At 67.3% G+C, this 24,000-nt stretch carries 21 protein-coding genes; 20 read left to right on the forward strand and 1 reads right to left on the reverse strand.

Annotated features, from left to right (window positions below; genetic code table 11):
* Positions 1-121: 121 nt before the first annotated feature.
* The 6 genes from aroA (at position 122) to lhpI (ending at position 5,927) form a co-directional block, all read left to right on the forward strand.
* Positions 122-1,465 carry a 3-phosphoshikimate 1-carboxyvinyltransferase gene (aroA, locus tag AC1ROX_RS02605; RefSeq protein ID WP_493122517.1) on the forward strand — a complete coding sequence of 448 codons (1,344 nt, stop codon included), beginning with the start codon at positions 122-124 and terminating at the stop codon, positions 1,463-1,465.
* The gene (locus tag AC1ROX_RS02610; protein WP_493122084.1) at positions 1,462-2,094 is read left to right on the forward strand and encodes a (d)CMP kinase; all 633 of its coding nucleotides are present in this window, start codon (positions 1,462-1,464) and stop codon (positions 2,092-2,094) included. The genes aroA and AC1ROX_RS02610 overlap by 4 nt, the downstream gene beginning before the upstream one ends.
* 151 nt (positions 2,095-2,245) lie before the next feature.
* Complete coding sequence (rpsA, locus tag AC1ROX_RS02615; protein WP_493122086.1) at positions 2,246-3,976, forward strand: 30S ribosomal protein S1; 1,731 nt, start codon at positions 2,246-2,248, stop codon at positions 3,974-3,976.
* A gap of 131 nt (positions 3,977-4,107) precedes the next feature.
* The gene (gene ihfB / locus AC1ROX_RS02620) at positions 4,108-4,470 is read left to right on the forward strand and encodes an integration host factor subunit beta (RefSeq protein WP_493122519.1); all 363 of its coding nucleotides are present in this window, start codon (positions 4,108-4,110) and stop codon (positions 4,468-4,470) included.
* 72 nt (positions 4,471-4,542) lie between these two features.
* Positions 4,543-4,944 (forward strand): lipopolysaccharide assembly protein LapA domain-containing protein, encoded by a 402-nt coding sequence (locus AC1ROX_RS02625; protein WP_493122088.1) that lies wholly within the window; start codon positions 4,543-4,545, stop codon positions 4,942-4,944.
* The gene (gene lhpI, locus AC1ROX_RS02630) at positions 4,941-5,927 is read left to right on the forward strand and encodes a bifunctional Delta(1)-pyrroline-2-carboxylate/Delta(1)-piperideine-2-carboxylate reductase (protein WP_493122090.1); all 987 of its coding nucleotides are present in this window, start codon (positions 4,941-4,943) and stop codon (positions 5,925-5,927) included. The genes AC1ROX_RS02625 and lhpI overlap by 4 nt, the downstream gene beginning before the upstream one ends.
* Here the strand turns inward: lhpI and AC1ROX_RS02635 are convergent.
* A complete protein-coding gene (locus AC1ROX_RS02635) occupies positions 5,911-7,113 on the reverse strand; it encodes a CaiB/BaiF CoA transferase family protein (protein ID WP_493122092.1) in 1,203 nt (400 codons plus the stop codon). The genes lhpI and AC1ROX_RS02635 overlap by 17 nt on opposite strands.
* A 315-nt stretch (positions 7,114-7,428) precedes the next feature.
* On the opposite strand from AC1ROX_RS02635, the gene AC1ROX_RS02640 reads away from it, so the two are divergent.
* The 14 genes from AC1ROX_RS02640 (at position 7,429) to AC1ROX_RS02705 (ending at position 23,997) form a co-directional block, all read left to right on the forward strand.
* Complete coding sequence (locus AC1ROX_RS02640) at positions 7,429-7,899, forward strand: MarR family winged helix-turn-helix transcriptional regulator (RefSeq protein ID WP_493122094.1); 471 nt, start codon at positions 7,429-7,431, stop codon at positions 7,897-7,899.
* Positions 7,900-7,956: 57 nt separating this feature from the next.
* The gene (locus tag AC1ROX_RS02645; RefSeq protein ID WP_493122096.1) at positions 7,957-8,787 is read left to right on the forward strand and encodes an FAD binding domain-containing protein; all 831 of its coding nucleotides are present in this window, start codon (positions 7,957-7,959) and stop codon (positions 8,785-8,787) included.
* Positions 8,784-11,495: a molybdopterin-dependent oxidoreductase gene (locus AC1ROX_RS02650; protein WP_493122098.1), complete on the forward strand. Its 2,712-nt coding sequence runs from the start codon at positions 8,784-8,786 to the stop codon at positions 11,493-11,495. The genes AC1ROX_RS02645 and AC1ROX_RS02650 overlap by 4 nt, the downstream gene beginning before the upstream one ends.
* Positions 11,492-12,922 (forward strand): 6-hydroxynicotinate reductase, encoded by a 1,431-nt coding sequence (locus AC1ROX_RS02655; RefSeq protein ID WP_493122100.1) that lies wholly within the window; start codon positions 11,492-11,494, stop codon positions 12,920-12,922. Before AC1ROX_RS02650 ends, AC1ROX_RS02655 begins: the two co-directional genes overlap by 4 nt.
* Complete coding sequence (locus AC1ROX_RS02660; protein WP_493122102.1) at positions 12,919-13,764, forward strand: UPF0280 family protein; 846 nt, start codon at positions 12,919-12,921, stop codon at positions 13,762-13,764. The genes AC1ROX_RS02655 and AC1ROX_RS02660 overlap by 4 nt, the downstream gene beginning before the upstream one ends.
* Positions 13,761-14,348, forward strand: coding sequence for an amino acid synthesis family protein (locus tag AC1ROX_RS02665; RefSeq protein ID WP_493122104.1), 588 nt, complete (start codon positions 13,761-13,763; stop codon positions 14,346-14,348). Before AC1ROX_RS02660 ends, AC1ROX_RS02665 begins: the two co-directional genes overlap by 4 nt.
* Positions 14,349-14,361: 13 nt before the next feature.
* The gene (locus tag AC1ROX_RS02670) at positions 14,362-14,742 is read left to right on the forward strand and encodes a hypothetical protein (RefSeq protein WP_493122106.1); all 381 of its coding nucleotides are present in this window, start codon (positions 14,362-14,364) and stop codon (positions 14,740-14,742) included.
* Positions 14,743-14,818: 76 nt separating this feature from the next.
* Positions 14,819-16,024 carry an ABC transporter substrate-binding protein gene (locus tag AC1ROX_RS02675; RefSeq protein ID WP_493122108.1) on the forward strand — a complete coding sequence of 402 codons (1,206 nt, stop codon included), beginning with the start codon at positions 14,819-14,821 and terminating at the stop codon, positions 16,022-16,024.
* A gap of 132 nt (positions 16,025-16,156) precedes the next feature.
* Entirely contained in the window at positions 16,157-18,034 is a 1,878-nt protein-coding gene (locus AC1ROX_RS02680; protein ID WP_493122110.1) for an ABC transporter permease, read from the forward strand.
* Positions 18,031-18,780, forward strand: a complete 750-nt coding sequence (locus AC1ROX_RS02685; protein ID WP_493122112.1) for an ABC transporter ATP-binding protein — start codon at positions 18,031-18,033, stop codon at positions 18,778-18,780. The genes AC1ROX_RS02680 and AC1ROX_RS02685 overlap by 4 nt, the downstream gene beginning before the upstream one ends.
* Positions 18,777-19,481 (forward strand): ABC transporter ATP-binding protein, encoded by a 705-nt coding sequence (locus AC1ROX_RS02690; protein ID WP_493122521.1) that lies wholly within the window; start codon positions 18,777-18,779, stop codon positions 19,479-19,481. Before AC1ROX_RS02685 ends, AC1ROX_RS02690 begins: the two co-directional genes overlap by 4 nt.
* A 4-nt stretch (positions 19,482-19,485) precedes the next feature.
* Positions 19,486-21,531, forward strand: coding sequence for a hydantoinase/oxoprolinase family protein (locus AC1ROX_RS02695; RefSeq protein ID WP_493122114.1), 2,046 nt, complete (start codon positions 19,486-19,488; stop codon positions 21,529-21,531).
* Between the two features lie 84 nt (positions 21,532-21,615).
* Positions 21,616-22,755: a mandelate racemase/muconate lactonizing enzyme family protein gene (locus AC1ROX_RS02700; RefSeq protein WP_493122116.1), complete on the forward strand. Its 1,140-nt coding sequence runs from the start codon at positions 21,616-21,618 to the stop codon at positions 22,753-22,755.
* A gap of 102 nt (positions 22,756-22,857) precedes the next feature.
* Positions 22,858-23,997 carry a mandelate racemase/muconate lactonizing enzyme family protein gene (locus AC1ROX_RS02705; RefSeq protein ID WP_493122118.1) on the forward strand — a complete coding sequence of 380 codons (1,140 nt, stop codon included), beginning with the start codon at positions 22,858-22,860 and terminating at the stop codon, positions 23,995-23,997.
* The last annotated feature ends 3 nt before the right edge of the window (positions 23,998-24,000 follow it).

A 24,000-nucleotide genomic window follows, 5' to 3' on the forward strand; every position in this document is an offset into this window, starting at 1 on the left:
ATGGGCCGCGAGGGAGCGCGTATGTCACGCGTCTTTCACCCTGTCAAAACCAAATTCAGGCATGCTAGGAGGGCGCCGCGCCGTCATCGCGCCTTCTGCCACTTCTGTCGTGGAGACTGTCCTGTCCGCTCATGCCGCTCCGGCGAAGCTGATCGCCCATCCTGTGGACCGGTTGCAAGGCCGCGTCCGGGCTCCCGGCGACAAATCGGTCTCCCATCGCTCCCTGATGTTCGGCGCCCTTGCACTCGGCGAAACGAAGATCACCGGCCTGCTGGAAGGCGAGGATGTCCTCGCCACGGCGGCCGCTCTGAGGGCGCTCGGCGCCAAGGTCGACCATCAGGGCGAAGGCGCATGGCGCGTGCGCGGATTTGGCGTGGGCGGCGCGCACGAGCCCGACAATGTGCTCGACCTCGGCAATTCCGGGACATCGGCCCGTTTGCTCGCCGGCATCCTGGCCAGCCACCGCTTCACCAGTTTCATGACCGGCGATGGCTCGCTGCGCCGCCGGCCGATGCAGCGGGTCATCGCGCCCCTGTCGCGCATGGGCGCGCGCTTCGAATCGCGCGAGGGCGGTCGCATGCCGCTCGCCGTCCTGGGAACGGACGAGATGGTGCCGATCGAGTACCGCCTGCCCGTCGCCTCGGCGCAGGTGAAGAGCGCCATCCTCCTGGCCGGCCTCAACGCCGCCGGCGAGACGACGGTGATCGAGCCTGAAGCCACCCGCGACCATACCGAGCGCATGCTGCGCCATTTCGGCGCCGAGGTGCGGGTCGGCCCTGCAGATGGCGGCGGCAAGCGCATCACCGTGGTCGGCTGGCCCGAGCTCAAGGCGCGCGACATCGCCGTGCCGGGCGATCCCTCGTCGGCGGCCTTCGCCGTCGTCGCGGCGGCCATCCGCCCGGGCAGCGACGTGACGGTCGAGAATGTCGGCCTCAACCCGCTGCGCGCCGGTCTCTACGAGACGCTGCGCGAAATGGGCGCCGACATCACGGCCGAGAACCAGCGCGAGGTCGGCGGCGAGCCGGTGGCCGACCTGAGAGTCAAAGGCGGCGAGCTGACCGGCGTCGACGTGCCGCCCGAGCGGGCGCCGTCCATGATCGACGAATATCCGATCCTGGCCGTGGCGGCCTCCTGCGCGCTGGGCACGACGCGCATGCTGGGCCTGGCCGAGCTGCGGGCCAAGGAAAGCGACCGGCTGGCCAGCGTGTCGGCCGGGCTGGCGGCCAACGGCGTTCGCCACGAGATGGGCTCTGACACGCTGTTCGTGCACGGCACCGGCACACCGCCGGTCGGCGGCGGGACGGTCGTCACCCACCTCGACCATCGCATCGCCATGTCGTTCCTCGTGCTGGGCCTTGCCTCGCGCAACGGCGTGGCGGTCGACGACGGCTCGCCGATCGACACCAGCTTCCCGGGCTTCGTCCGGCTGATGGGCGCGCTCGGGGCCAAGATCGAGGCGGCGTGACGAAAGGGCGGGTCATCACGATCGACGGGCCGGCAGGGGCCGGCAAGGGCACGCTGGCCCGCCGGCTGGCCGACCATTTCGGCCTGCCCCATCTCGACACCGGCCTGCTCTACCGCGCGGTCGGGCTGAAGGCCGAGAAGACCGCCCGTTCACCGGTCGAGATCGCGGCCGGACTGGATCCGTCCGACCTGGCCGATCCCGAGCTTCGGACGGACGAGGCGGGCCAGGCCGCGTCGAAAGTCGCGGTGATTGCCGAGGTTCGGGCCAACCTGCTGGATTTCCAGAGGAAATTCGCCGGTCAGATGACCGGTGCCGTGCTCGACGGGCGGGATACCGGCACCGTCATTTGCCCCGATGCGGCTGTGAAATTGTTCGTGACCGCCAGCGTCGAGGCGCGGGCGGAACGCCGGTACCGGGAGTTGCGCGACAAAGGGGTGGACATTATAAAGCCGCGCGTTCTTGCCGAGATGGCGGAGCGGGACCGTCGCGACAGCGAACGGGCGGCAGCACCTCTTAAAGCCGCACCCGATGCTTACCACCTCGATACCAGCGACATGGATGCCGACGCGGCCTTCGCCGCCGCTTTGGCGTTCATCGAGCGCAAGGGCTTTCGATCCTCCGGGCCGTAAGTCGCCGCCGGCGGATCGAAGATTTCCAGCGGCGACTGCGCCGGGACGTGTCGTCCCTGCGCCGGTGTTTCAAGGCAGTGGATCCGCCGGACTTAACCGGTTGGCCGACGGGCGGCAGCGTTTCGCCCGGGATCGATGAAGGAGAGTTTGAATGGCCAAGGGCAGCGCCCTGCGTACCCCGAACGACGCCGCAAGTGCGGAGTTCGCAGCACTACTCGAGGAATCGCTGGGCGGTTCGTCGAGCTTCGAAGGCACGGTCGTCAAGGGCCGCGTCATTCGCATTGCCAATGATTTCGTCGTGGTGGATGTCGGCCTCAAGTCCGAGGGCCGCGTCGCGCTGCGTGAGTTCGCCAACGGTGGCACCGCCGCCCCCGAGGTCAAGGAAGGCGACGTGGTCGACATCTTCGTCGATCGCATGGAGAACAAGGAGGGCGAGGCCGTCCTGTCGCGCGACAAGGCTCGCCGCGAAGAGGCCTGGACCGTTCTCGAGAAGGCGTTCACCGACCAGGAACGCGTCATGGGCACGATCTTCGGCCGCGTGAAGGGTGGCTTCACGGTCGACCTGTCGGGCGCCGTGGCCTTCCTGCCGGGCAGCCAGGTCGACGTGCGCCCGGTGCGCGATGTCGGCCCGCTGATGGGCCAGGCCCAGCAGTTCGCCATCCTCAAGATGGACCGCCGCCGCGGCAACATCGTCGTGTCGCGCCGCGCCGTCATGGAAGAGACCCGCGCCGAGGACCGTACGCGCCTGATGGGCGCGCTGTCCGAAGGCCAGGTGCTCGACGGCGTCGTCAAGAACATCACCGACTACGGCGCGTTCGTGGATCTGGGTGGCGTCGACGGCCTGCTGCACGTCACCGACATCGCCTGGAAGCGCATCAACCATCCGTCGGAAGCCCTCACCATCGGCCAGCAGGTCAAGGTGCAGGTCGTCCGCTTCAACCCCGAGACGCAGCGTATCTCGCTCGGCATGAAGCAGCTGATGAGCGATCCGTGGGACGGCGCGGGTGCGAAGTACCCGGTCGGCCTCAAGCTCAAGGGCCGCGTCACCAACATCACCGACTACGGCGCGTTCGTCGAGCTGGAGCCGGGTGTCGAGGGTCTGGTCCACGTCTCCGAGATGAGCTGGACCAAGAAGAACGTGCACCCCGGCAAGATCGTGTCGACCTCGCAGGAAGTCGAAGTGATGGTGCTGGACGTCGACATGTCCAAGCGCCGCATCTCGCTCGGCCTCAAGCAGTGCATGGCCAACCCGTGGGAGAGCTTCGCCGAGCAGTTCCCGGCCGGCACCGAGCTCGAGGGCGAGGTCCGCAACATCACCGAGTTCGGCCTGTTCGTGGGCCTGCCCGGCGACATCGACGGCATGGTCCATCTCAGCGACCTGAGCTGGGACAAGGCCGGCGACGAGGCGATCCGCGACTTCAAGAAGGGCGACCAGGTCAAGGTCAAGGTCCTCGACGTCGACATGGACAAGGAGCGCATCTCGCTCGGCATCAAGCAGCTCGCCAACGATCCGTTCGAGAAGGTGGGTTCGGTCGCCAAGAAGGGTGACGTCGTCACCGTCATCGTGGCCGGCATCCAGGACAATGGCATCGACGTCACGGTGCAGGACGGCATCCCGGGCTTCATCCGCAAGACGGAGCTCAGCCGCGATCGCTCCGAGCAGCGCCCCGACCGCTACGCGATCGGCGACAAGCTCGACGCCAAGATCACCAACATCGACAAGGCCTCGCGCCGGGTCGTGCTGTCGGTCAAGGCCCGCGAGCTCGACGAGGAGAAGAAGGCGATGGCCGACTTCGGTTCGTCCGACTCGGGCGCCAGCCTGGGCGACATCCTGGGTGCAGCCCTCAAGAGGCGCGCCGAGGCCGACGAGGACGAGAAGTAAGCTCGTTTTCATCAAGGTTTACGGAAAGGCCGGCCCGCAAGGGTCGGCCTTTTCTTTTGGTTTCAAGGGCTTACGCTTGACGAACCTGTTATCTGGTTTAATATCAAGGACTTAATCATTGTGCTCAGGGGCTGAATCGCCCCGTCCATGGAAACGCGATGACCAAGTCCGAGCTGATTGCCCGCCTGGCGGCCCGGAATCCGCACCTCTACCAGAGGGATGTCGAGCGGATCGTCGCCACCGTGTTCGATGAGATCTCCAAGGCCCTGGCCACCGGGCACAGGGTCGAGCTGCGCGGCTTCGGTGCGTTCTCGGTGAAGCAGCGCGATCCGCGCACCGGCCGCAATCCGCGCACCGGCGAGCAGGTCGCGGTGGCGTCCAAGCGCGTGCCCTATTTCAAGACCGGCAAGGACCTGCGCGACCGGCTGAACAAGGAGGCCGCGCGCGCCGCTGGCCTGCTGCCGCCGGAGTCCGAGGACGACGACAAGACCTAGCCCCACGAATCGGCCTTGGAGCGCTCGTCCGCCTCGCGTCGCGGGGGTGCGGTGTGGCATGCTCCGCGCCGCATGAAAATCCTTTCCCGCGTCCTTTTCCTGCTCTTCATCCTGATCGGCGTCCTGGTCGCGGTCAGCAACGCGCAGCCCGTCCAGCTGGCGCTGTGGCCGCTGCCGCATATCATCGTGATGCCGGTTTACCTTCTGGTCATCGCCATGCTGATGCTCGGTGTCCTGGCGGGGCTCGGCATGGGCTGGTGGGCCGGCCGGCATCATCGCCGCCGCGCCCGCGAGGCCGGCGGCGAGGCGGCGCGGCTCGACCGTGAAATCGCGCGCCTCAAGGCCGTACAGGCGACGCAGCAGGCCACGGCGCCCACGGGGCCTGCACCGCGCGACCAGCGCGCCCTGGAGCGGCAGAGCGCCTTGGTGGCGCCGGAACTCGGCTCGCGCACCGTGCGGGGTCCGTTTTCATGAAGGTCCTGTCGGCGGCCGAGATCGACGCCGCCCTGGACGACCTCACCCTGATCGACCGGCTCGACGCGCTGTTTCGGGCGGGCTGCGAGATGCCGGTGCGGCATCACCATCCCATCAAGGAGCCGCTGGGTGTGGGCTCGGCCGACGCGATGCTGCTGCTGATGCCGGCCTGGACCACAGGCGCCTCCGGTTGTGTCGGCGTCAAGGTCGTCACCGTGTTCCCCGACAACGGCAAGCGCTCGCTGCCGTCGATCTATGGCCAATACCTGCTGCTCGACGGCAGCACCGGTGCCACCCTGGCGCTGCTCGACGGCACGATGCTGACCAAGCGGCGCACCGCCTGCGCCTCGGGCCTCGCCTCGCGCTACCTGTCGCGCCCCGATGCCTCGCGCCTGCTGATGATCGGCACCGGCGCCTTGGCGCCCGAACTGATCCGGGTGCATGCGAAGGTGCGGCCGATCCGCGAGGTGACGATCTGGGGCCGCACGCCGGCCCAGGCCGAGGCGCTCGCGGCAAGACTGTCGGCATCGCTCCCCGAAGCGGTCGGCCGTCCGGTCACTGTGCGGGCCGTCAGCGACCGCAAGGCCGCGGTTGGGGAAGCCGACATCATCTCCTGCGCCACGCTCTCGAAGGCGCCTCTGGTCGAGGGTGACTGGCTGCGTGAAGGCCAACATGTGGATCTGGTGGGCGCCTACACGCCCCAGATGCGCGAAAGCGACGACCGGGCGGTGCAACGTGCCCGCCTTTATGTCGATACCCGCGCCGGCGCGCTGAAGGAGGGCGGAGATGTTGTCCAGGCGATCGCCAGCGGGGCGATCGGGCAAACCCACGTGATCGCCGACCTGTTCGAGCTCTCACGCGGCCGGCAGGCCGGCCGCGCGGCCGGCGATGCCACCTCGATCACGCTGTTCAAGTCGGTCGGGGCGGCGCTGGAAGACCTCGCCGCCGCCGAACTGGCCGTCGAGGCTACGACGGCTCGATAAGCGCGCCGGACTTCTTCAGCGCCTCGATATCGGCGGCGCCGACGCCGGCCTCCGCCAGCACGGCGCGCGAATCCTGCCCCTGCAGCGGCGCCAGGGTGCGGATGCTGGGCGGCGTCCTGCTCATGGTCATCGGCGGCTCGACCATCATGATCTCGCCCTCCGACGGATGCGGATATTTCTTGAAGAGCTGGCGCCAGACGAGGTGCGGGTCCTCGAACAGGTCGGCCGGCTTGGAGACCGGAGCGTTGGGGATCTGCGCCGCATCGAGCAGCTTCACCCATTCGGTCGTTGTCTTCGACGGCGCGATCGCCTCGACCATGGCGTACATGTCGCCGATATGCATCGAGCGGGCGTTGATGGTCGAATAGCGCGGGTCTTGCAGCACCTCGGACCGGCCGACCAGCTCGAAGAAATTGCGCCAGTGCTTGTCGTTGTAGGGCAGGATCGCCATCCAGCCGTCGAACGTGCGGTAGGGCTTGCGGGTGCGGGCAAGCAGGCGGGTGTAGCCGACCTCGCCCTCGTCGCTGAACGTCCGCTCCCACAGATGCTCGACCAGCAGCCAGGCCGACATGGTCTCGAACATCGGCACTTCGACGAACTGGCCCTCGCCGGTGCGCTGTCTATGCATCAAGGCTGAAAGGGTCGAGAAGGCGAAGGTGAGACCCACCGTCTTGTCGGCGATGATGGTCGGCGGATATTTCGGGACGTCGTCGCCGGCGGCGCGACCCATCAGGTCGGCGATGCCGAAGCGGGCCTGGATGGCATCATCGTACGCGGGCAGTTTTCCGTAAGGACCTTCCGCCGAATACCCATAGGCACCGACATAGACGATGTCGGGCTTCACCTTGCGGATCTCCTCGTAGCCCAGGCCCAGCGCTTCGATGGCTTGCGGCCGCAGCGCGTGGACGAAGGCGTCGGCCGTCGCCACGACCTTGAGCAGGGCGGCGCGCGCGTCCTTGTTCTTGAGGTCGAGGCAGAGCGAGCGCTTGTTGCGATTCACATAGAGGTAGGTCGGTCCCATGCCCGGAGTCTTGCCGGGCTTGCCGATATGGCGCACCGCGTCGCCTTCGGGCGCCTCGACCTTGATCACGTCGGCGCCCTGGTCGGCCAGCAGCATCGTGCCGTAGGGGCCGAGGATGATATTCGTGAGGTCGACGATCCTGATGCCTTCGAGCGCGCCGGGCATTGCCTTGTCCTTTGTTGCGGAGTGTGCGGCCACACTGCCATCGCCTTCGCCGCGCGTCATCGTCCCTGCCATTGCGTCGCAGAACGTCGCCGGAAATCCTTGAAGGCGCGAGGATTTGCCCGGTAACGGTGAAGGACTCGGGTCGTCGGAACGTCCGGTTGCAGGAGCGAAAGAAATTCGCGCTGCCGCTTCGGCGTTGACGAGTCAAGAGGTTCGCACCTCGCATTGTTCATTCACCCAAGACAAAGAGTGTTATGTGACCGTTGTGCGACGCGCCCTGCCGGTGTAGCCAAGGAGCAGCAAGCCGGGGGGGCGATGCGAAGCAACGTTGCAAAAAAGCAGCTCGATCCAAAGACGGCATCGAGCGCGGCCAGGCCCTATCGCATCGAAGATCAAATCGGCTACCTGCTGCGACGTGCGCATCAGCGCGCGAGCGCCATCTTCCAGGTCGGCATCGGCGATCCCAACATCACGCCGACGCAGTATTCGAGCCTGGCGAAGCTCGACGAATATACCGAGCTGTCGCAGAACCTGCTGGGCCGCCTCGTCGGCATGGACAAGGCCACCATGCAGGGCGTGGTGCGCCGGCTGAAGGAACGCGGCCTGGTCGACTCGCGGCCCGATCCCGGCGATGCGCGCCGCACCTTGCTCAGCCTCACGACCGAAGGGCAGCGACTGGTCAACAAGCTGCTGCTGAACGGTCCCGCGGTCTCGCGCGAGACGCTGAAGCCGCTGAGCGCGCAGGAGCAGAAGCAACTTCTGGACCTTCTCTCGCGGATCATCTGAAACAGACTCATTCGTTTGACTCGCCCGTGCGCTGTGTCATCGTATGTACACGAACGAATGGGCGACTACCTCCGACCCCGAGGCCTTGAAGAGGCTCTCCAGGCACTGACCCGACCTTTCACGGTGCTGGCCGGTGGCACCGACTTCTACCCTGCGCGCGTCGGCCGGTCGGTGACCGAGGATGTGCTCGATATCGCCGGAATCGCAGCCCTGCGCGGTATTTCCGAGACGTCTGATGGATGGCGGCTCGGTGCGACAACCACCTGGACGGAGTTGATCGAGGCCAGCCTCCCGCTGCTGTTCGATGGGCTGAAGCAGGCGGCACGGGAGGTCGGCGGCCGCCAGATCCAGAACGCTGGAACGATTGCGGGAAATATCTGCAACGCCTCACCCGCCGCCGATGGCGTGCCCGCGCTGCTGACGCTCGATGCCGAGGTGGAGCTTGCGAGCTGCAGCGGGACGCGCCGCCTGCCGCTCGCGTCCTTCATCACCGGCGTGCGCAAGACCGAGCGGCAGCCCGGCGAACTCGTCGTGGCGCTGCATGTGCCGCGTCCGAAATACGAGGCGAGAAGCGCGTTCCTGAAGCTGGGCGCGCGGCGCTACCTCGTGATCTCCATTGCCATGGCTTCGACCTTGGTCGAAGTCGAGGATGGCAAGGTCGCGGCGGCGCGGGTCGCCGTGGGCGCCTGTTCGCCCGTTGCGCAACGCCTGCCGGCCCTGGAGCAGGCGCTGATCGGCGCGACGGTCGATGCGCGCCTCGGCGAACGGGTCGAGGCGTCCCATCTGGCGCCGCTGTCGCCGATCGACGATGTGCGCGGCAGTGCCGGCTACCGCTCCGATGTGGCCCTGGTCTTGCTGCGGCGGCTGCTGGCGAAGGTGGCCGCATGAAACTCGAATTCATCCTGAACGGACGCGAGGCGTGCTGGGACGGCGCGCCGGTCACGCGGCTGGCGGCGGCATTGCGCGACGATCTCGGCGTAACCGGCACCAAGGTCGGCTGCGATGCCGGCGATTGCGGTGCCTGCACGGTGCTGCTCGACGGGCGGCAGGTCTGTTCCTGCCTCGTCGCGATGGGTCAGGTCGAAGGCCGCACCGTCGAGACGGTCGAAGGTCTCGAGAGCGGCGCCGATGCAATGACCGCGCTCCAGCAATCTTTCCTCGATCATGGCGCGGCCCAGTGCGGCATCTGCACGCCCGGCATGCTGATGGCGGCCCAGGAGCTGGTGCGCCGCAACAGCAAGCCGACCCGTGCAGAGGTCGAGGACACGTTGGGCGGCGTGCTCTGCCGCTGCACCGGCTACGGCAAGATCGTCGATGCGGTGATGGATGTCGTCTCCCCGGCGCCCGCGAACGCGCCGCCGGCCGGTGAAGCCGTCGGTTCGCGCATCGTCCGCGTCGACGGGCACGTCAAGGTCACGGGCCGTGACCAGTTCGGTGCCGATGCCATTCCCAGGAACGCGCTCTGGGTCCGCGTCGTGCGCTCGCCCTATGCGCGGGCGCGCTTCGAGCTGGGCGATCTCGAGCCGTTGCGGCAGCGTCTTACCGCCGTGATGACCGCGGCGGACGTGCCGTTCAACGGCTACGGCATCTATCCCGATATCAAGGACCAGCCGGTGCTGGCCGACGGGCTGGTTCGCTATCGCGGGGAGGCCGTGGTGGCTTTGGTCGGCGAGCGGGCTGAGGTGCTGGCGATCCGCGATGACGAAGTGCCGATCACCTGGATGCCTGAGCCGCCTTTGTTCGGTGTCGATGCCGCGGTGGCCGACGATGCGCCGCTGGTCCAGGCCGACAAGCCTGGCAACCTGCTGCTGAAAGGCGGCGTGAAGCGCGGCAACGTGGGCGCCGCGTTCGAGGCGTGTGCCGCCGTGGCCGAAGGCACGTTCGAGACCGCCTTCGTCGAGCACGCCTATATTGAACCGGAGGCCGGCTGGGCCTTGCGGGTCGGCGACCGCATCGAGGTCCACGCCACCACGCAGACGCCCTACATGGATCGCGACGAGGTCGCCAACCTGATGCGCCTGAAGCCAGAGGCCGTGCGCATCGTGCCGACGGCCTGCGGCGGCGGCTTCGGCGGCAAGCTCGACCTGTCGGTGCAGCCATTGATCGCCATCGCCGCCTGGACGCTGGGACGGCCCGTCGCGCTGGTCTACACGCGGCCCGAGAGCATGGCTGCCAGCACCAAGCGCCATCCCGCGCGGGTGAAGGCCAAGTTCGGCTGCGACGCCGACGGCAAGCTCCTGGCCTGCGACGTGACCGCACTCTTCGATACCGGCGCCTATGCCTCGTGGGGGCCGACCGTCGCCAACCGGGTGCCGGTGCATGCGATGGGTCCCTATGCCATTCCCAACGTGCGCACCTGGGGCGAGGCGTTCTTCACCAATGGTCCACCGGCCGGCGCCTTTCGCGGCTTCGGCGTGCCGCAGGCGGCCATTGCCCATGAGGCAATGCTGGACGAATTGGCCGACAGTCTCGGCATCGACCGGCTGGAGTTCCGCCATCGCAACGCGCTGCGGGCCGGCGACACGACGGCGAGCGGCCAGACGCTCACCCATTCTGCCGGGCTCGCTCAGTGTCTTGAGGCTCTGCGGCCGCATTGGGAAAAGGCGCACGAGGCGATTGCTGCCTTCAACGCCAAAGGCGGTTCGCATCGCCGCGGCATCGGCATCGGCTGCATGTGGTACGGCATCGGCAACACCTCGATGTCCAACCCCTCGCGCATGCGGGTGGGCCTGTCGCCGGGCGGCACGCTGACGCTCTACAGCGGCGCGCTCGACATCGGACAAGGCAGCAACACGATCATGGTGCAGATCGCCGCCGATGCGGTCGGCCTGCCGGCGTCGCAGTTCGCGCTGGTGACCGGCGACACCGATCTCACCGCCGACGCCGGCAAGACCTCGGCGTCGCGCCAGACCTTCGTGTCCGGCAAGGCGGCGGAGAAGGCGGGCCACGATCTGCGCCAGCAGATCCTGCGTCTGGCCAATGCCGGGCCTGATGCGGTTCTGACCCTCGATGGCGCCAAGCTTTCCGTGCGAGACGGCGCCGAGGTCCGGACCATCGATCTCACCACGGCCGGGGCGCTGATGGGCGAGGGCACCTTCGATCCGCCGACCACGCCGCTCGATGCCGACGGGCAGGGCGTGCCCTATGCGACCTATGCCTTTGCCGCCCAGCTCGCCGAAGTCGAGGTCGATGTCGAACTGGGCACGGTGAAGGTGCTGCGCATCGTGGCCGCGCACGATGTCGGTCGCGCGATCAACCCGACCCTCGTCGAAGGCCAGATCCATGGTGGCGTGGCGCAGGGGCTGGGCCTCGCGCTGATGGAAGAATACCTGCCCGGCCGCACCGAGAACCTGCACGACTATCTGATTCCGACCGTTGGCGACGTTCCTGAGATCGAGTGCATCCTGATCGAGGATCGCGAACCGCTGGGTCCGTCCGGTGCCAAGGGAATCGGCGAGCCGGCGCTGGTGCCGACGGCGCCGGCCATCCTCGGCGCGGTCCATCACGCGACCGGCGTGCGCGTCCACCGTGTCCCGCTGTTGCCGCACCGTCTGCGCGAGGCCATCGTCAAGAAAGCAGAGGCGGAGACAGAATGAGCGACGACATCTCGCTCTCGGAGGCCGAACGCAGCGCCGGCATCGTGCGCTGCGATGCCTGTCCCGTCCTGTGTCGCATCCGTCCCGGCCGTGCCGGCGCCTGCGACCGCTATGCCAACGAGAACGGCGCGCTGGTACGGGTCGATCCGCTGGTGCTGCTGGCCAAGCCCGATCTCGCGCGCGTCGCCTTCATCGAAGGCAGCGAAGCCTGGCGCGGCGAACTCGGAAAAGGAGACGGCGCCTTCGTCACCGGCATCGGCGCCACCACGACCTATCCCGACTACAAGCCGGCGCCGTTCATCGTCTCCTCGAAGCATGACGGCGTCGACATGGTCACGGTCGTGACCGAGGGAATCTTCAGCTACTGCGGCGTCAAGGTGAAGATCGACACCGACCGCTATCTCGGGCCCGAGCAGGCGGCGGTGCGGGTGAAGGGCGAGGCGGTGGGCCATGTCACCACCGCCGAATACGGCTCGCAGATGCTGTCGCTGGGCGGCGTGCATCATCTCACCGGCGGCAGCAAGAAGGAGGGCGTCGTCACCTGCGATGTGCTGCTGGCACTGTGCAACCGCGAGGCCATCGAGCTCAGCATCGATGGCGGCTCGACGGTGATCGTGCAGGCCGACAGGCCGCCCGTGGTGAACGGCATGCTCGAGGAGCGCATGCGGGTCGGTTGCGGTTCCGCGGCCATCGGCATGTTCGCGCCGCAATGGAAGGACCATGTCGACGAGGTGATCGTGGTCGACGACCACATCACCGGCGTGCTGAGCGAGCATCAGGGCGGCGCCTTCCTCGACATGAAGCCGGCCGGCATCCGCGTTCGCGGCCGTCGTTCGACGCCGGGCCGCTACTTCCAGGTGGCCGAGCCGGGCCTGGGCTGGGGCGGCACCAATGTCAGCGACCCGCTGGAGATCATCGAGAAGATCGATCCCAAGCAGGCCTGGCCCGGTCTCAAGCTGCTGATGGTCTCGACGACAGGCGAGCATTCGGCCTGGTTCACGCTCGACAATGAGTTGAAGCCGCAGCCGGCCGAGATGCCGGTGCCGGTGCGCCATGTGGTGGAGCGAATCGCCGAGAATTGCGAGCCCGCGCTCTGCACCGTGCTGTTCATGGCCGGTGCCGGCGGCTCGCTGCGCGCCGGCGTCACCGAGAATCCCGTGCGACTGACGCGCTCGGTGCGCGATACGCTCACCAAGGTCACGCTGGGTGGCGTGCCGGCCTTCATCTGGCCGGGCGGCGGCATCACCCTGATGGTCGACGTGGCGCGCATGCCGGAGAAATCCTTCGGCTATGTGCCGACGCCGGCGCTGGTCGCGCCCATAGAATTCACCCTGCGCGCCGACGATTATGCGGCGCTGGGCGGCTATGCTTCGCGCGCCGTGACCCTGGAAGACGTGCTGGCCCGTCACAAGGTGAGGGTCGAATGAGTGCCGTCGCCGCCCGCCTTGGCGACGGCCGGCTGCACCTGCAGCACGGTCCGATCGACCTCATCATCGAGGCGTTCGGCGCGGCGGACGAAGTCGAGCGTGCCTATGGGCAGGCCATCGAGCGCTTCGGCGATATCCTGCCGACCTTGGTCGGCGAACTTCCCGTGCTGCGCCGGCCAGTGGGCGAGGCCTATCCGCTGCTGCAGGGACCGGTGGCGCGGCGCATGGCCGAAGCCGTGTGGCCGCACCGCGCCGCCTTCATCACGCCGATGGCCGCCGTCGCGGGCGCCGTGGCCGACGAGATGCTGCAGGCGATGGTCCGCGGCCGTGCGCTCGACAAGGCCTATGTGAACGACGGCGGCGATATCGCAATCCATCTCGCGCCATGCCAGTCGCTGCGCGCCGGCATCGTTGCGCAAGCCCTCGACGGTGTAGCGCTGCTGACGCACGAGCGTCCGGTGCGCGGCATTGCGACCTCGGGCCGGGGCGGACGGTCCTTCTCGCTGGGCATTGCCGACTCGGTGACCGTGCTCGCGGTGACGGCGGCGGCAGCCGATGCCGCGGCAACGATGATCGCCAACGCCGTGAACGCCGAGCATCCGGCCATCGAGCGCCAGCCCGCGCGCTCGCTCGATCCGGACAGCGATCTCGGCGACCGCCCGGTGACGGTCGCAGTCGGCGATCTGCCCTTGGAGATCGTCGACGCAGCGCTGGATCGCGGATTGGCGGAAGCGCGGCAGCTCAGGCTGCGCGGGCTGATCGACAACGCGGCGCTCTCGCTGCAGGGACATTGGAGACTGGAAACAGGCGGCACGCCGCTTGCTCTGTCGGAGGCGGGATGAGCGATCTGGTGAAGGTGCGGAAATACGTGGCGACGGTCGAAGAGACGCTGCACGACTTCGGCCCGGCGCTGGCGCGGCCGGTGACCAAGGCCGTGGTCGGCGGCGTCATCGCCAATCCCTATGCCGGCCGCCACGTGGCCGACATCCAGCCGATGATGAAGGCGCTGGAGCCGCTGGCCATCGGCCTGACCGAACGGGTGATGAAGATCCTCGGCGCCAGGGGGGCGGAGCTGGAAGCCTACGGCAAGGGCGCCATCGTCGGCCTCAACGGCGAGCTGGAACATGCCGCCCTCTGGCATCAGCCCAGCGGCTTCGGCATCCGTCACGCGATGGGCGGCGCCAAGTCGATCGTGCCCTCGACGGTGAAGGTCGCGGCCGCCGGATCGCGCATCGACATTCCGCTGCATCATGTGACGGCGGCCTACGTGCGCAGCCATTTCGACGCCATCGAGTTCTGCGTGCCGGACGGGCCGCGTCCGGACGAGATCGTGTTCATCGTCGCCGCCTCGATCGGCGGCCGCCCGCATGCGAGGGTGGGCGGGCTGACGCCGGCCGAGATCAAGCTGGGCGATGGTCAGCGATGACCAGGGGGCAACGATGAACGAAGACGCGCTCGCCGCGGCCATGAAGGCGATGGACGATTACATCGACGGGCTCAATCGCCACGACGAGGCGGCGGTCAACAATGCCTGCAATTTCCCGCATGTGCGGCTGGCCGGCGGCAAGGTCGTCGTCTGGCCCAACCATGGCGACTACAAACTGGGCGATTTCATCGCCCGCGCCGGCGACGGCTGGCATCACAGCAAGTGGGACGAGCGCACGCCGATCCATGTCGGCCGCGACAAGGTCCATCTCAAGGTGAAGTTCAGCCGCTGGCGCGCGGACGATTCGCTGCTCAGCGTCTTCGAGACGATCTACATCGTGACCCTGCAGGACGGTCACTGGGGAATACAGGCCCGGTCGAGCTTTGCCGACTGAGCGCTTGTGGGAGAGGGGCCGGCCTCGCTAGGGTCGGTTCACAGGGTGTGTTTCACATATTGAAGAGGGGGATGTCATGCTGACCCGCAATCGTCTGCTCGCTGCAACGGCCGCGCTCGTCGCGCTGTCGCTCGTCGGACCGGCCGCTGCACAGGCGCCGATCAAGATCGGCGAACTCAACAGCTACAAGGTCTTCCCGGCCTTCCTCGAACCCTACAAGAAGGGCATCGAACTGGCGGTGGAAGAGGTCAATGCCGCCGGCGGCGTGCTCGGCCGCAAGATCGAGGTCGTGAGCCGCGACGACAACGGCAATCCCGGCGATGCGGTGCGCGTCGCCGAGGAACTGCTGAGCCGCGAGGGCGCGTCGTTCCTGATCGGCACCTTCCCGTCGAATGTCGGCCTGGCCGTCGCCGACTTCGCTAAGCAGCGCAAGGTGTTGTTCATCGCCGCAGAGCCGCTGACCGACAAGATCGTCTGGGACCAGGGCAACGCCTACACGTTCCGCCTGCGCACCTCGACCTACATGCAGACGGCGATGCTCATCCCCGACGCCGTCAAGCTGAACAAGAAGCGCTGGGCGATCGTCTATCCGAACTACGAGTACGGCCAGTCGGCGACGGCCGCCTTCAAGAAGCTCCTGAAGGAGAAGCAGCCCGACGTCGAGTTCGTGGCCGAGCAGGCGCCGCCGCTGGGCAAGGTCGATGCCGGCGCCGTGGCGCAGGCCCTGGCTGACGCCAAGCCCGACGCGATCTTCTCCTCTCTGTTCGGTCCCGACCTCACGAAGTTCGTGCGCGAGGGCCAGACCCGTGGCCTGTTCAAGGGCGTCGAGGTGTTCAATCTCCTCGCCGGCGAGCCCGAGTATCTCGATCCGCTGAAGGAGGAATCGCCCGACGGCTGGTACGTCACGGGCTATCCGTGGAGCGAACTCAAGACGCCCGAGCACACCAAGTTCCTCAATGCCTACCAGGCCAAGTTCAAGGACTATCCGCGCCTGGGTTCGGTGGTGGGCTATGCGACGGTGATGTCGGCCGTCGAGGGGATCAAGAAGGCGGGCTCGCTCGACCAGGAGAAGCTGGTCGCCGCCATGAAGGGTCTCACGCTCATGACGCCGTTCGGCATGGTCGAGTACCGGCCGATCGACCATCAGTCGACCATGGGCGCCTATGTCGGCCAGATCGGCGTGAAGGACGGCAAGGGCTACATGAAGAACTGGCGCTTCGTCGACGGCAAGGACGCCCTGCCGAGCGACGCCGACGTCCAGAAGATGAGGCCGAAGAACTGACGGTGACGCAGTCACCGTCATCCCGAGCGAAGTCGAGGGATCTCGCCTGATGCGGGCGAGGTCTCTCCACTCCGCGTGGAGTTTACCCCGAGGTATTCGAGGGGCGCTCCGGTCGAGACGACGATCTAAGCCGTGACCCTCGCTTCCTTCATCATCCAGCTCCTGAACGGGCTGGCCGCCGCCGCGTCGTTGTTTCTCGTGTCGGCCGGCCTGTCGCTGATCTTCGGCGTCACGCGGATCGTGAACTTCGCGCACGGTTCGCTCTACATGCTGGGGCTCTACGGCGCCTATTCGCTGATCCAGTTCTTCGGCCGCACACCGCTGGGCTTCTGGGGGGCCGTCGTGCTGGCCGCCGTTGCGGTCGGGTTGGTCGGCATCCTGATCGAGGTGCTGGTGCTGCGGCGCATCTACCGCGCGCCGGAGCTGTTCCAGTTGCTGGCGACCTTTGCCGTGGTGCTGGTGATCAAGGACATCGCGCTCTTCACCTGGGGCGCCGAGGACCTGGTCGGCCCACGCGCGCCCGGCCTGTCGATGGCGGTCGAGATCATGGGCCGCCGAATCCCGGCCTACGACCTGTTGCTCATCGCCATCGGCCCGGTCGTGCTGGGTGCGATCTGGTTGCTGCTGACGCGCACGCGCTGGGGCGCATTGGTGCGCGCGGCGACGCAGGATCGCGAGATGGTGGGCGCGCTGGGCGTCGACCAGGCGAAGCTCTTCACCTCGGTCTTCTTCGTGGGCTCGGTGCTGGCCGGGTTGGGCGGCGCGCTGCAGATCCCGCGCGAGCCGGCCAACCTCGAGCTCGACCTCGCCATCATCGCCGATGCCTTCGTGGTCACGGTGGTGGGCGGGCTGGGCAGCATCGGCGGTGCCTTCCTGGCCGCCATCATCATCGGCGTCGCCAAGGCCTTCTGCATCGGCATCGGCACAGTCACCTGGTTCGGCTTCGAGATTTCCTTCTCCAAGCTCACCCTGGTGGTCGAGTTCCTGATCATGGCGCTGGTGCTGGTGGTGCGTCCCTACGGCCTGCTCGGCAAGCCGCAGGCCGCGCAACGCGCCGCCTCGGAGCCAGCGCCGCCATTGCAGGTGCCGTCCTGGACATTCGCCCTGGTCTGGCTGGCGCTGCTCGCCCTCGTGCCGCTGGTCGCCGACCGTTACGCCACGATCCTGCTGACCGACATCGTCTGCTTCGCGCTGTTCTCGGTCTCGCTGCACTTCATCATGGGCCCGGCCGGCATGGTCTCGTTCGGCCACGCCGCCTATTTCGGCATCGGCGCTTACGCGGCAGGCCTGTTGATGAAGCGCTTTGGCTTGCCAATGGAAGCAGCACTTCTGCTGGCGCCGCTGGTCGCCGGCGCCTTCGCCATTGTCTACGGCTGGTTCTGCGTGCGGCTGTCGGGCGTCTATCTCGCCATGCTGACGCTTGCGTTTGCGCAGATCAGCTGGTCGATCGTCTTCCAGTGGGATTCCGTGACCGGCGGCAGCAACGGGGTGTTCGGTGTCTGGCCGGCCGCGTGGCTCGCCGACAAGACCGTCTACTACTACCTCGCGCTGGTCCTGTGCGGCGCCGGCATCGTGTTCCTGTGGAGGGTGCTGTTCTCGCCGTTCGGCTACGCCCTGCGGGCCGGCCGCGATTCGCCGTTGCGCGCCGAGGCGATCGGCATCGACCTGCGCGGCTTCCAGTGGGCAGCCTTCGTGCTGGTCGGTGCACTGGCCGGCCTCGCGGGCGCGGTCTACGCCTTCTCCAAGGGCAGCATCTCGCCGTCGAGCATTTCGATCGCGCAATCGACCGACGGTCTCATCATGGTGCTGCTGGGCGGCGTCGAGACGCTGACGGGTCCGGTGGTGGGCGCCGCGATCTTCACTTGGCTGCGCGATGCGGTGGCGCGCAACACCGAGTTCTGGCGCGCCGTCATGGGCGGCGTGATCCTGCTGATCGTGCTGCTCTTCCCGCAGGGATTGGTCGGCGGCCTCAAGGCTCTCGTCGCACGCTGGCGGGAGCAGCGGGCATGAGCCATCCGGTTCTCCAAGTCGATGGCCTGCACAAGGCTTTTGGCGGTGTGCAGGCGGTAGCCGACGTCTCCTTCGCCGTCTCCGCGGGCGAGATGCTGGCGCTGATCGGACCCAACGGCGCGGGCAAGAGCACCTGCTTCAACATGCTGAACGGCCAGCTCGCGCCCGACTCGGGCATCGTGCGCCTCGAGGGCCGCGACATCGTGGGCCTGCGCCCGCGCGCCATCTGGCGGCTGGGCGTCGGCCGCACCTTCCAGATCACCGCCACGTTCGCGTCGCTCAGCGTTCGCGAGAACGTGCAGATGGCGCTCTACTCGCATGCCGGCCGCCTGCGTTCTCTGCTGTCGCGCTTTGGTGCCGCGTTCCGCACCGAAGCCGACGCGCTGCTCGACCAGGTCGGCATGCTCGACCAGGCGGAGCGGACCTGCGGCGTGCTGGCCTATGGCGACCTGAAGCGGGTCGAGCTCGCGATCGCGCTGGCCAACGAACCGCGCCTGCTGCTGATGGACGAGCCCACCGCCGGCATGGCGCCAAAGGAGCGCGTCGCGCTGATGGAGCTGACGGCGCGGCTGGCGCGGGCGCGCAACATCGCCGTGCTGTTCACCGAGCACGACATGGATGTGGTCTTCACCCAGGCCGACCGCATCATCGTGCTCGACCGGGGTGTGCTGATCGCCGGCGGCACGCCGCAGGAAGTACGCGCCAATCCGAATGTCCGCGCGGTCTATCTCGGGAGCGCGCACTGATGCTCCAGGTAAACGATCTGCACGCCTTCTACGGCCGCGCCCACATCCTGCATGGCATCTCGCTGGAGGCCCGCGCGGGCGAGGTGGTGGCGCTGCTCGGCCGCAACGGCGCCGGCAAGTCGACGGCGATGAAGGCAATCATGGGGCTGGTGCCACCGGCCCGCGGCGAGGTGAGCTTCGCCGGCCAGCGCATCGAGCGCCTGCCACCGTATCGCATCGCGCGCCTCGGTCTCGGCTACGTGCCGGAGGAACGGCGCATTTTCACCGAACTGTCGGTAATGGAGAATCTCGAGGTCGGCCGGAAGGGAGCACGCACGGGCGTGCCGCTCTGGACCGAAGAGAAGCTGTTCAAGCTGTTCCCCAATCTCGGGCGCATGCGCGAGCGGCCGGGCGGGCGCATGTCGGGCGGCGAGCAGCAGATGCTTACCATCGCGCGCACCCTGATGGGCAATCCGAGCTGTGTGCTGCTCGACGAGCCGTCGGAAGGGCTGGCGCCCATCATCGTCGAGGAGATGGGCAATTCCATCCGCGCGCTGAAAAGCGAGGGCATGTCGGTGATCTTGTGCGAACAGAACCTGCACTTCGCGCTGGGTGTCGCCGACCGCGCCTACATCATCGAGAAGGGCCAGATCCGCTTCGGCGGCTCGATGGCCGAGCTGGCGGCCAACGACTCCCTGCGCGAACAATATCTTTCGGTTTGAACCCATGTCCGCCAAAAGCACCTTCACCGTCGGCATCGATGTCGGCGGTACCTTCACCGACCTGCTGGCGATCGATCCGGCCTCCAACGAGGTCAGGCTCGCCAAGGTGCCGACGACCGTCGACAACCAGGCCATCGGCTTCATGGCCGCCCTTGCGGCGGCCGGCCTCGATCCCGCTTTGCTCCAGGCTGTGGTGCATGGCACGACGACGACCACGAATGCGCTGCTCGAACGCAAGATCGCCAAGGTGGGTCTGATCACGACCAGGGGCTTCCGCGACGTGCTGGAACTAGGGCGCCGCACGCGGCCCCAGGCCTACGGGTTGCGCGGCACCTTCAGGCCGATGATCGACCGCGAAGTGCGGCTAGAAGTGCCCGAACGCATAGATGCCGACGGCAAGTTGCTGACGGCGCTCGACGAAGCCGCCGTGGCCGAAGCGGCGAAGGCGCTGCTGGGGGCCGGTTGCGAGGCCGTCGTCATCCATTTCCTGCACAGCTACATCAATCCGGCGCACGAGCGCCGCGCCGCCGAGATCGTGCGCGGCCTGTGGCCCAACGACTATGTCACCGCGGGACACGTCATCCTGTCGGAGTATCGCGAGTACGAGCGCGGCGTGACGGCGGCGGTGAACGCCTCGGTGCAGCCCGTGCTCGACCGCTACCTGTCGCGCCTGCGCACGGAGCTGAAGGCCAAGGGCTTCGACCGCGACCTGCTGGTGATGCAGGGCAATGGCGGAACGATCTCTTCGCAGCTCATTGCCGAGGCGGCGGTGAACACGGTGATGTCGGGCCCGGCCTCGGGCGTGATGGCGGCGGCCTATACCGGCCGCGCCTCTGGCCATCCCAACCTGATCACCTACGACATGGGCGGCACCTCGACCGATGTCGGCCTGATCGAGAATGCCGTGCCGCAGGTGTCGGGCGAGCTCGAGCTCGAATATGCGATGCCGATCCACGTGCCGATGGTCGACGTGCACACGATCGGCGCGGGCGGTGGCTCGATCGCCTCGGTCGACGCGGCGGGCATGCTGCGGGTCGGGCCTGAGAGCGCGGGCGCCCGGCCCGGTCCCATCTGCTACGGCCGCGGTGGCGCCGAGCCCACCATCACCGACGCCAACCTGATCCTGGGCCGGCTCAACCCCGACAAGCTTTTAGGCGTCGACCATCCCGTGACGCTCGACCATGTCCGCGGCCTCGTGCTGGAGAAGGTCGGCCAGCGGCTCGGCCTCGACGCCGAGTCGGCCGCCGCCGCCATCCTGCGCATCGCCAACGACCGCATGGCCGGCGCCGTGCGCCTCGTGTCGCTGTCGCGCGGCCACGATCCGCGCGACTTCGCGCTCTTCGCCTTCGGCGGCGCCGGCCCGCTGCACGCGACGGCGCTGGCGCGCGAGCTCGGCATCCCGACGGTGCTGGTGCCGGCGCGGCCGGGCATCACCAACGCGCTGGGCTGCGTCGTGGCCGACCTGCGCCACGACTATGTGCGCACCGTGAACAAGCCGCTCTCCGCCGTCGACGATGCCACGGTGGCGCGCATCTATGCCGAACAGGCGGCCGAGGGCGAGGCCACGATCGGGCGCGAGGGCGTGCCGGTGCGCGAGCTGCGCCGCGTCCTGTCGGCCGACATGCAGTTCCAGGGGCAGAGCCACATCCTGTCGGTCGGCGTCGACAGCGCCGACATCGGCGTCGCCGGCCTGCACAAGGCTTTTGCCGCCGCCTACTTCCGCCGCTTCGGCATCGAGCTGCCGGAAATTCCGCCGGTCCTCGTCAACCTGCATACGGCCGTGATCGGCGTGCGTCCGGAAATCTCGCTCGGCGCGCTTGCCGCCACCGAACGTGCGCCGACGCTTGCCGCCGCGAAGCTCGGCACGCGCCGCGTCTGGTTCAGCGACGGCTGGCACGATACGCCCGTCTATGCCCGCGAGAAGCTGCCGCTCGACGCCACGCTCGAAGGTCCGGCGATCCTCGAGCAGCTCGACTGCACGACGGTCGTCGAACCGGGCGACAAGGTGCGACAGGACAGGCTCGGCAATTTGCTGATTTCCGTTTCCTAACCCAGATTGCGTTGTCATCCTGAGCGCAGCGAAGAATCCTTCGCTGCGCTCAGGATGACACTGAGTTTTGGGAGGAAAAGAAAAGTGAAAGTTACCGACGTCGTCTGTCACATCCTGAGCTGCAAGGTCGACAAGCCCTTCGTCTCGGCGCGCGGCTGGGTCTATGGCACGCGCTCGACGTGTCTGGTCGAGATCACGACCGACGAGGGCATCACCGGCTGGGGCGAGTGCTACGGGCCCGCCGCGGTTGCCAAGACCTTCATCGAGACGCAGTACAAGGCGCGGGTGGTCGGCAAGGATCCGTTCGACGTCGAGGCGATCTGGGAAGACCTCTACAACAGGATCAAGGATTACGGCACGACCGGCATGGCGATCTCGGCCATTTCCGGCATCGACATCGCGCTGTGGGACATCATGGGACGCGCCGTGAACAAGCCGGTGCACAAGCTGATCGGCGGTGCCTATCGCAGCGAGGTCATTGCCTACGCGACCGGCCTCTACTTCATCGACATGAAAAAGCTGATCGAAGAGGCTGTCGAGGAGGCGATCGAGTTCAAGCACGCGGGTTTCCAGGCCATCAAGATGAAGATCGGCCTGGGCGACCTGAAGCTCGACACCCGCCGCGTCACCGCGGTGCGCGAGGCGATCGGCCCGGACGTGAAGCTGGCGGTCGACGCCAACCACTGTTTCTCGGTGCCCAATGCGATCAAGCTCGGCCGCATGCTGGAGGACCAGGACATCCTCTGGTTCGAGGAGCCGGTCAGTCCCGAGGACCATGACGGTTATATCGAAGTGACGCGCGCCCTCGACATGGCGGTGGCCGGTGGCGAAAACGATTTCACCCGCTGGGGCTTCCGCGACATCATCGCGAAAAAGGCGATGGACATCGTGCAGCCCGACCTCTGCGCGGCGGGCGGCTTCTCGGAATGCCGCAAGATCGCGACGCTCGCTTCGGCCTTCGGTGTCGAATGCGTGCCGCACGCCTGGGGCTCGGCCATCGGCCTCGCCGCGACGGTGCAGTTCCTCGCCGCATTGCCCGACCAGCCGCCGGCCTTCCGCCCCATGCCGCCGATGCTCGAATTCGAGCAGACGCCCAACCCGCTGCGCGATCACCTGGCGCAGGTGCCGATCGAGCAGAAGAAGGGCATCGTGACGGTACCGACGGGCCCGGGTCTCGGCATCGAGATCGATCGTGAGGTGCTGAAGAAATACAAGGTCGCGTGACGCACTGACGATGCTCGCCGCACCTTGTCATCCCGAGCGTAGCGAGGGACCTTTGCGCGGCAGTTGTTAAGGGTCCCTCGCTTCGCTCGGGATGACAAAGATATGAAAATCGTCGACGTAAAGGCCTATCCGACCAGCTATCGCGTGCCGAAGGAACTGCAGGTGTCGCTCGGCATCGGCACCATGACCAAGCGCGACTGCGTGATGGTCAAGGTCACGACCGAGGACGGGATCGTGGGCTGGGGCGAGAGCCATCACGCGCGCTCGCCGGGCAGCATCGGGCACCTGATCAACACGACGCTGAAAGGCTTCGTGGTCGGCATGGACGCCACCGACACGGTCGGCATCTGGGCCAAGATCTACAAGTTCCAACTCGGCAGCCACGGCATGGGTGCGGCCACCGCCATGGCGATGAGCGGCCTCGACCAGGCGTTGTGGGACATCAAGGGCAAGGCCGTGGGATGGCCGCTCTACAAGCTGCTGGGCGGTTCCAACAAGCCGGTGCCGGCCTATGCCGGCGGCATTTCGCTGGGTTATCAGGCGCCGGAATCGCTGGCCGACGAGGCCGGGCCGATGGTCGCGGCGGGCTACAAGGCGCTGAAGCTGCGCGTCGGCGACAGCGTGAAGAACGACATCGCCCGCATGACGGCGGTGCGCAAGCGCTTCGGCGACGACATGGTCCTGCTGACCGACGCCAACACCGGTTACACGGTCGAGGATGTGCGACGCGTGATGCCGGCGATGGATGAGCTCGGCATCGCCTGGCTGGAGGAGCCGTTTCCGGCGCACGACCATCGCTCCTACGCGATGGCCAAGGGCTGGGGCGTGACGCCACTGGCAGCCGGCGAGAATCACTACACGCGCTTCGAGTTCCACCGCATCATCGAGGACGGCAACATCTCGATCCTGCAGCCGGACCTGTCAAAGAGCGGCGGCATCACCGAGGTGCAGCGCATCGCGGCCGCGGCCTCGATGTGGAAGCTGCCGATCCATCCGCACAGCTCGATGACCGGCCTGAACCATGCCGTGTCGATCCACTTCCTGGCGTCGATCGACAATGGCGGTTACTTCGAGGCCGATCTCTCCGTGGCCAACAAGTTTCGCGACGAGCTGGGCAGTTCGCCGTGGGAAATCGGCAAGGACGGCAACGTCCGCCCGCTCGACAAGCCCGGTATCGGCGTCGAGATCGACGAGAAATTCCTGATCGCCCACCCGGTCATCGAGGGGCCGGGTTACGTCTGATCC

The sequence above is a fragment of the Reyranella sp. GW821-FHT14A01 genome (genome assembly GCF_058803965.1).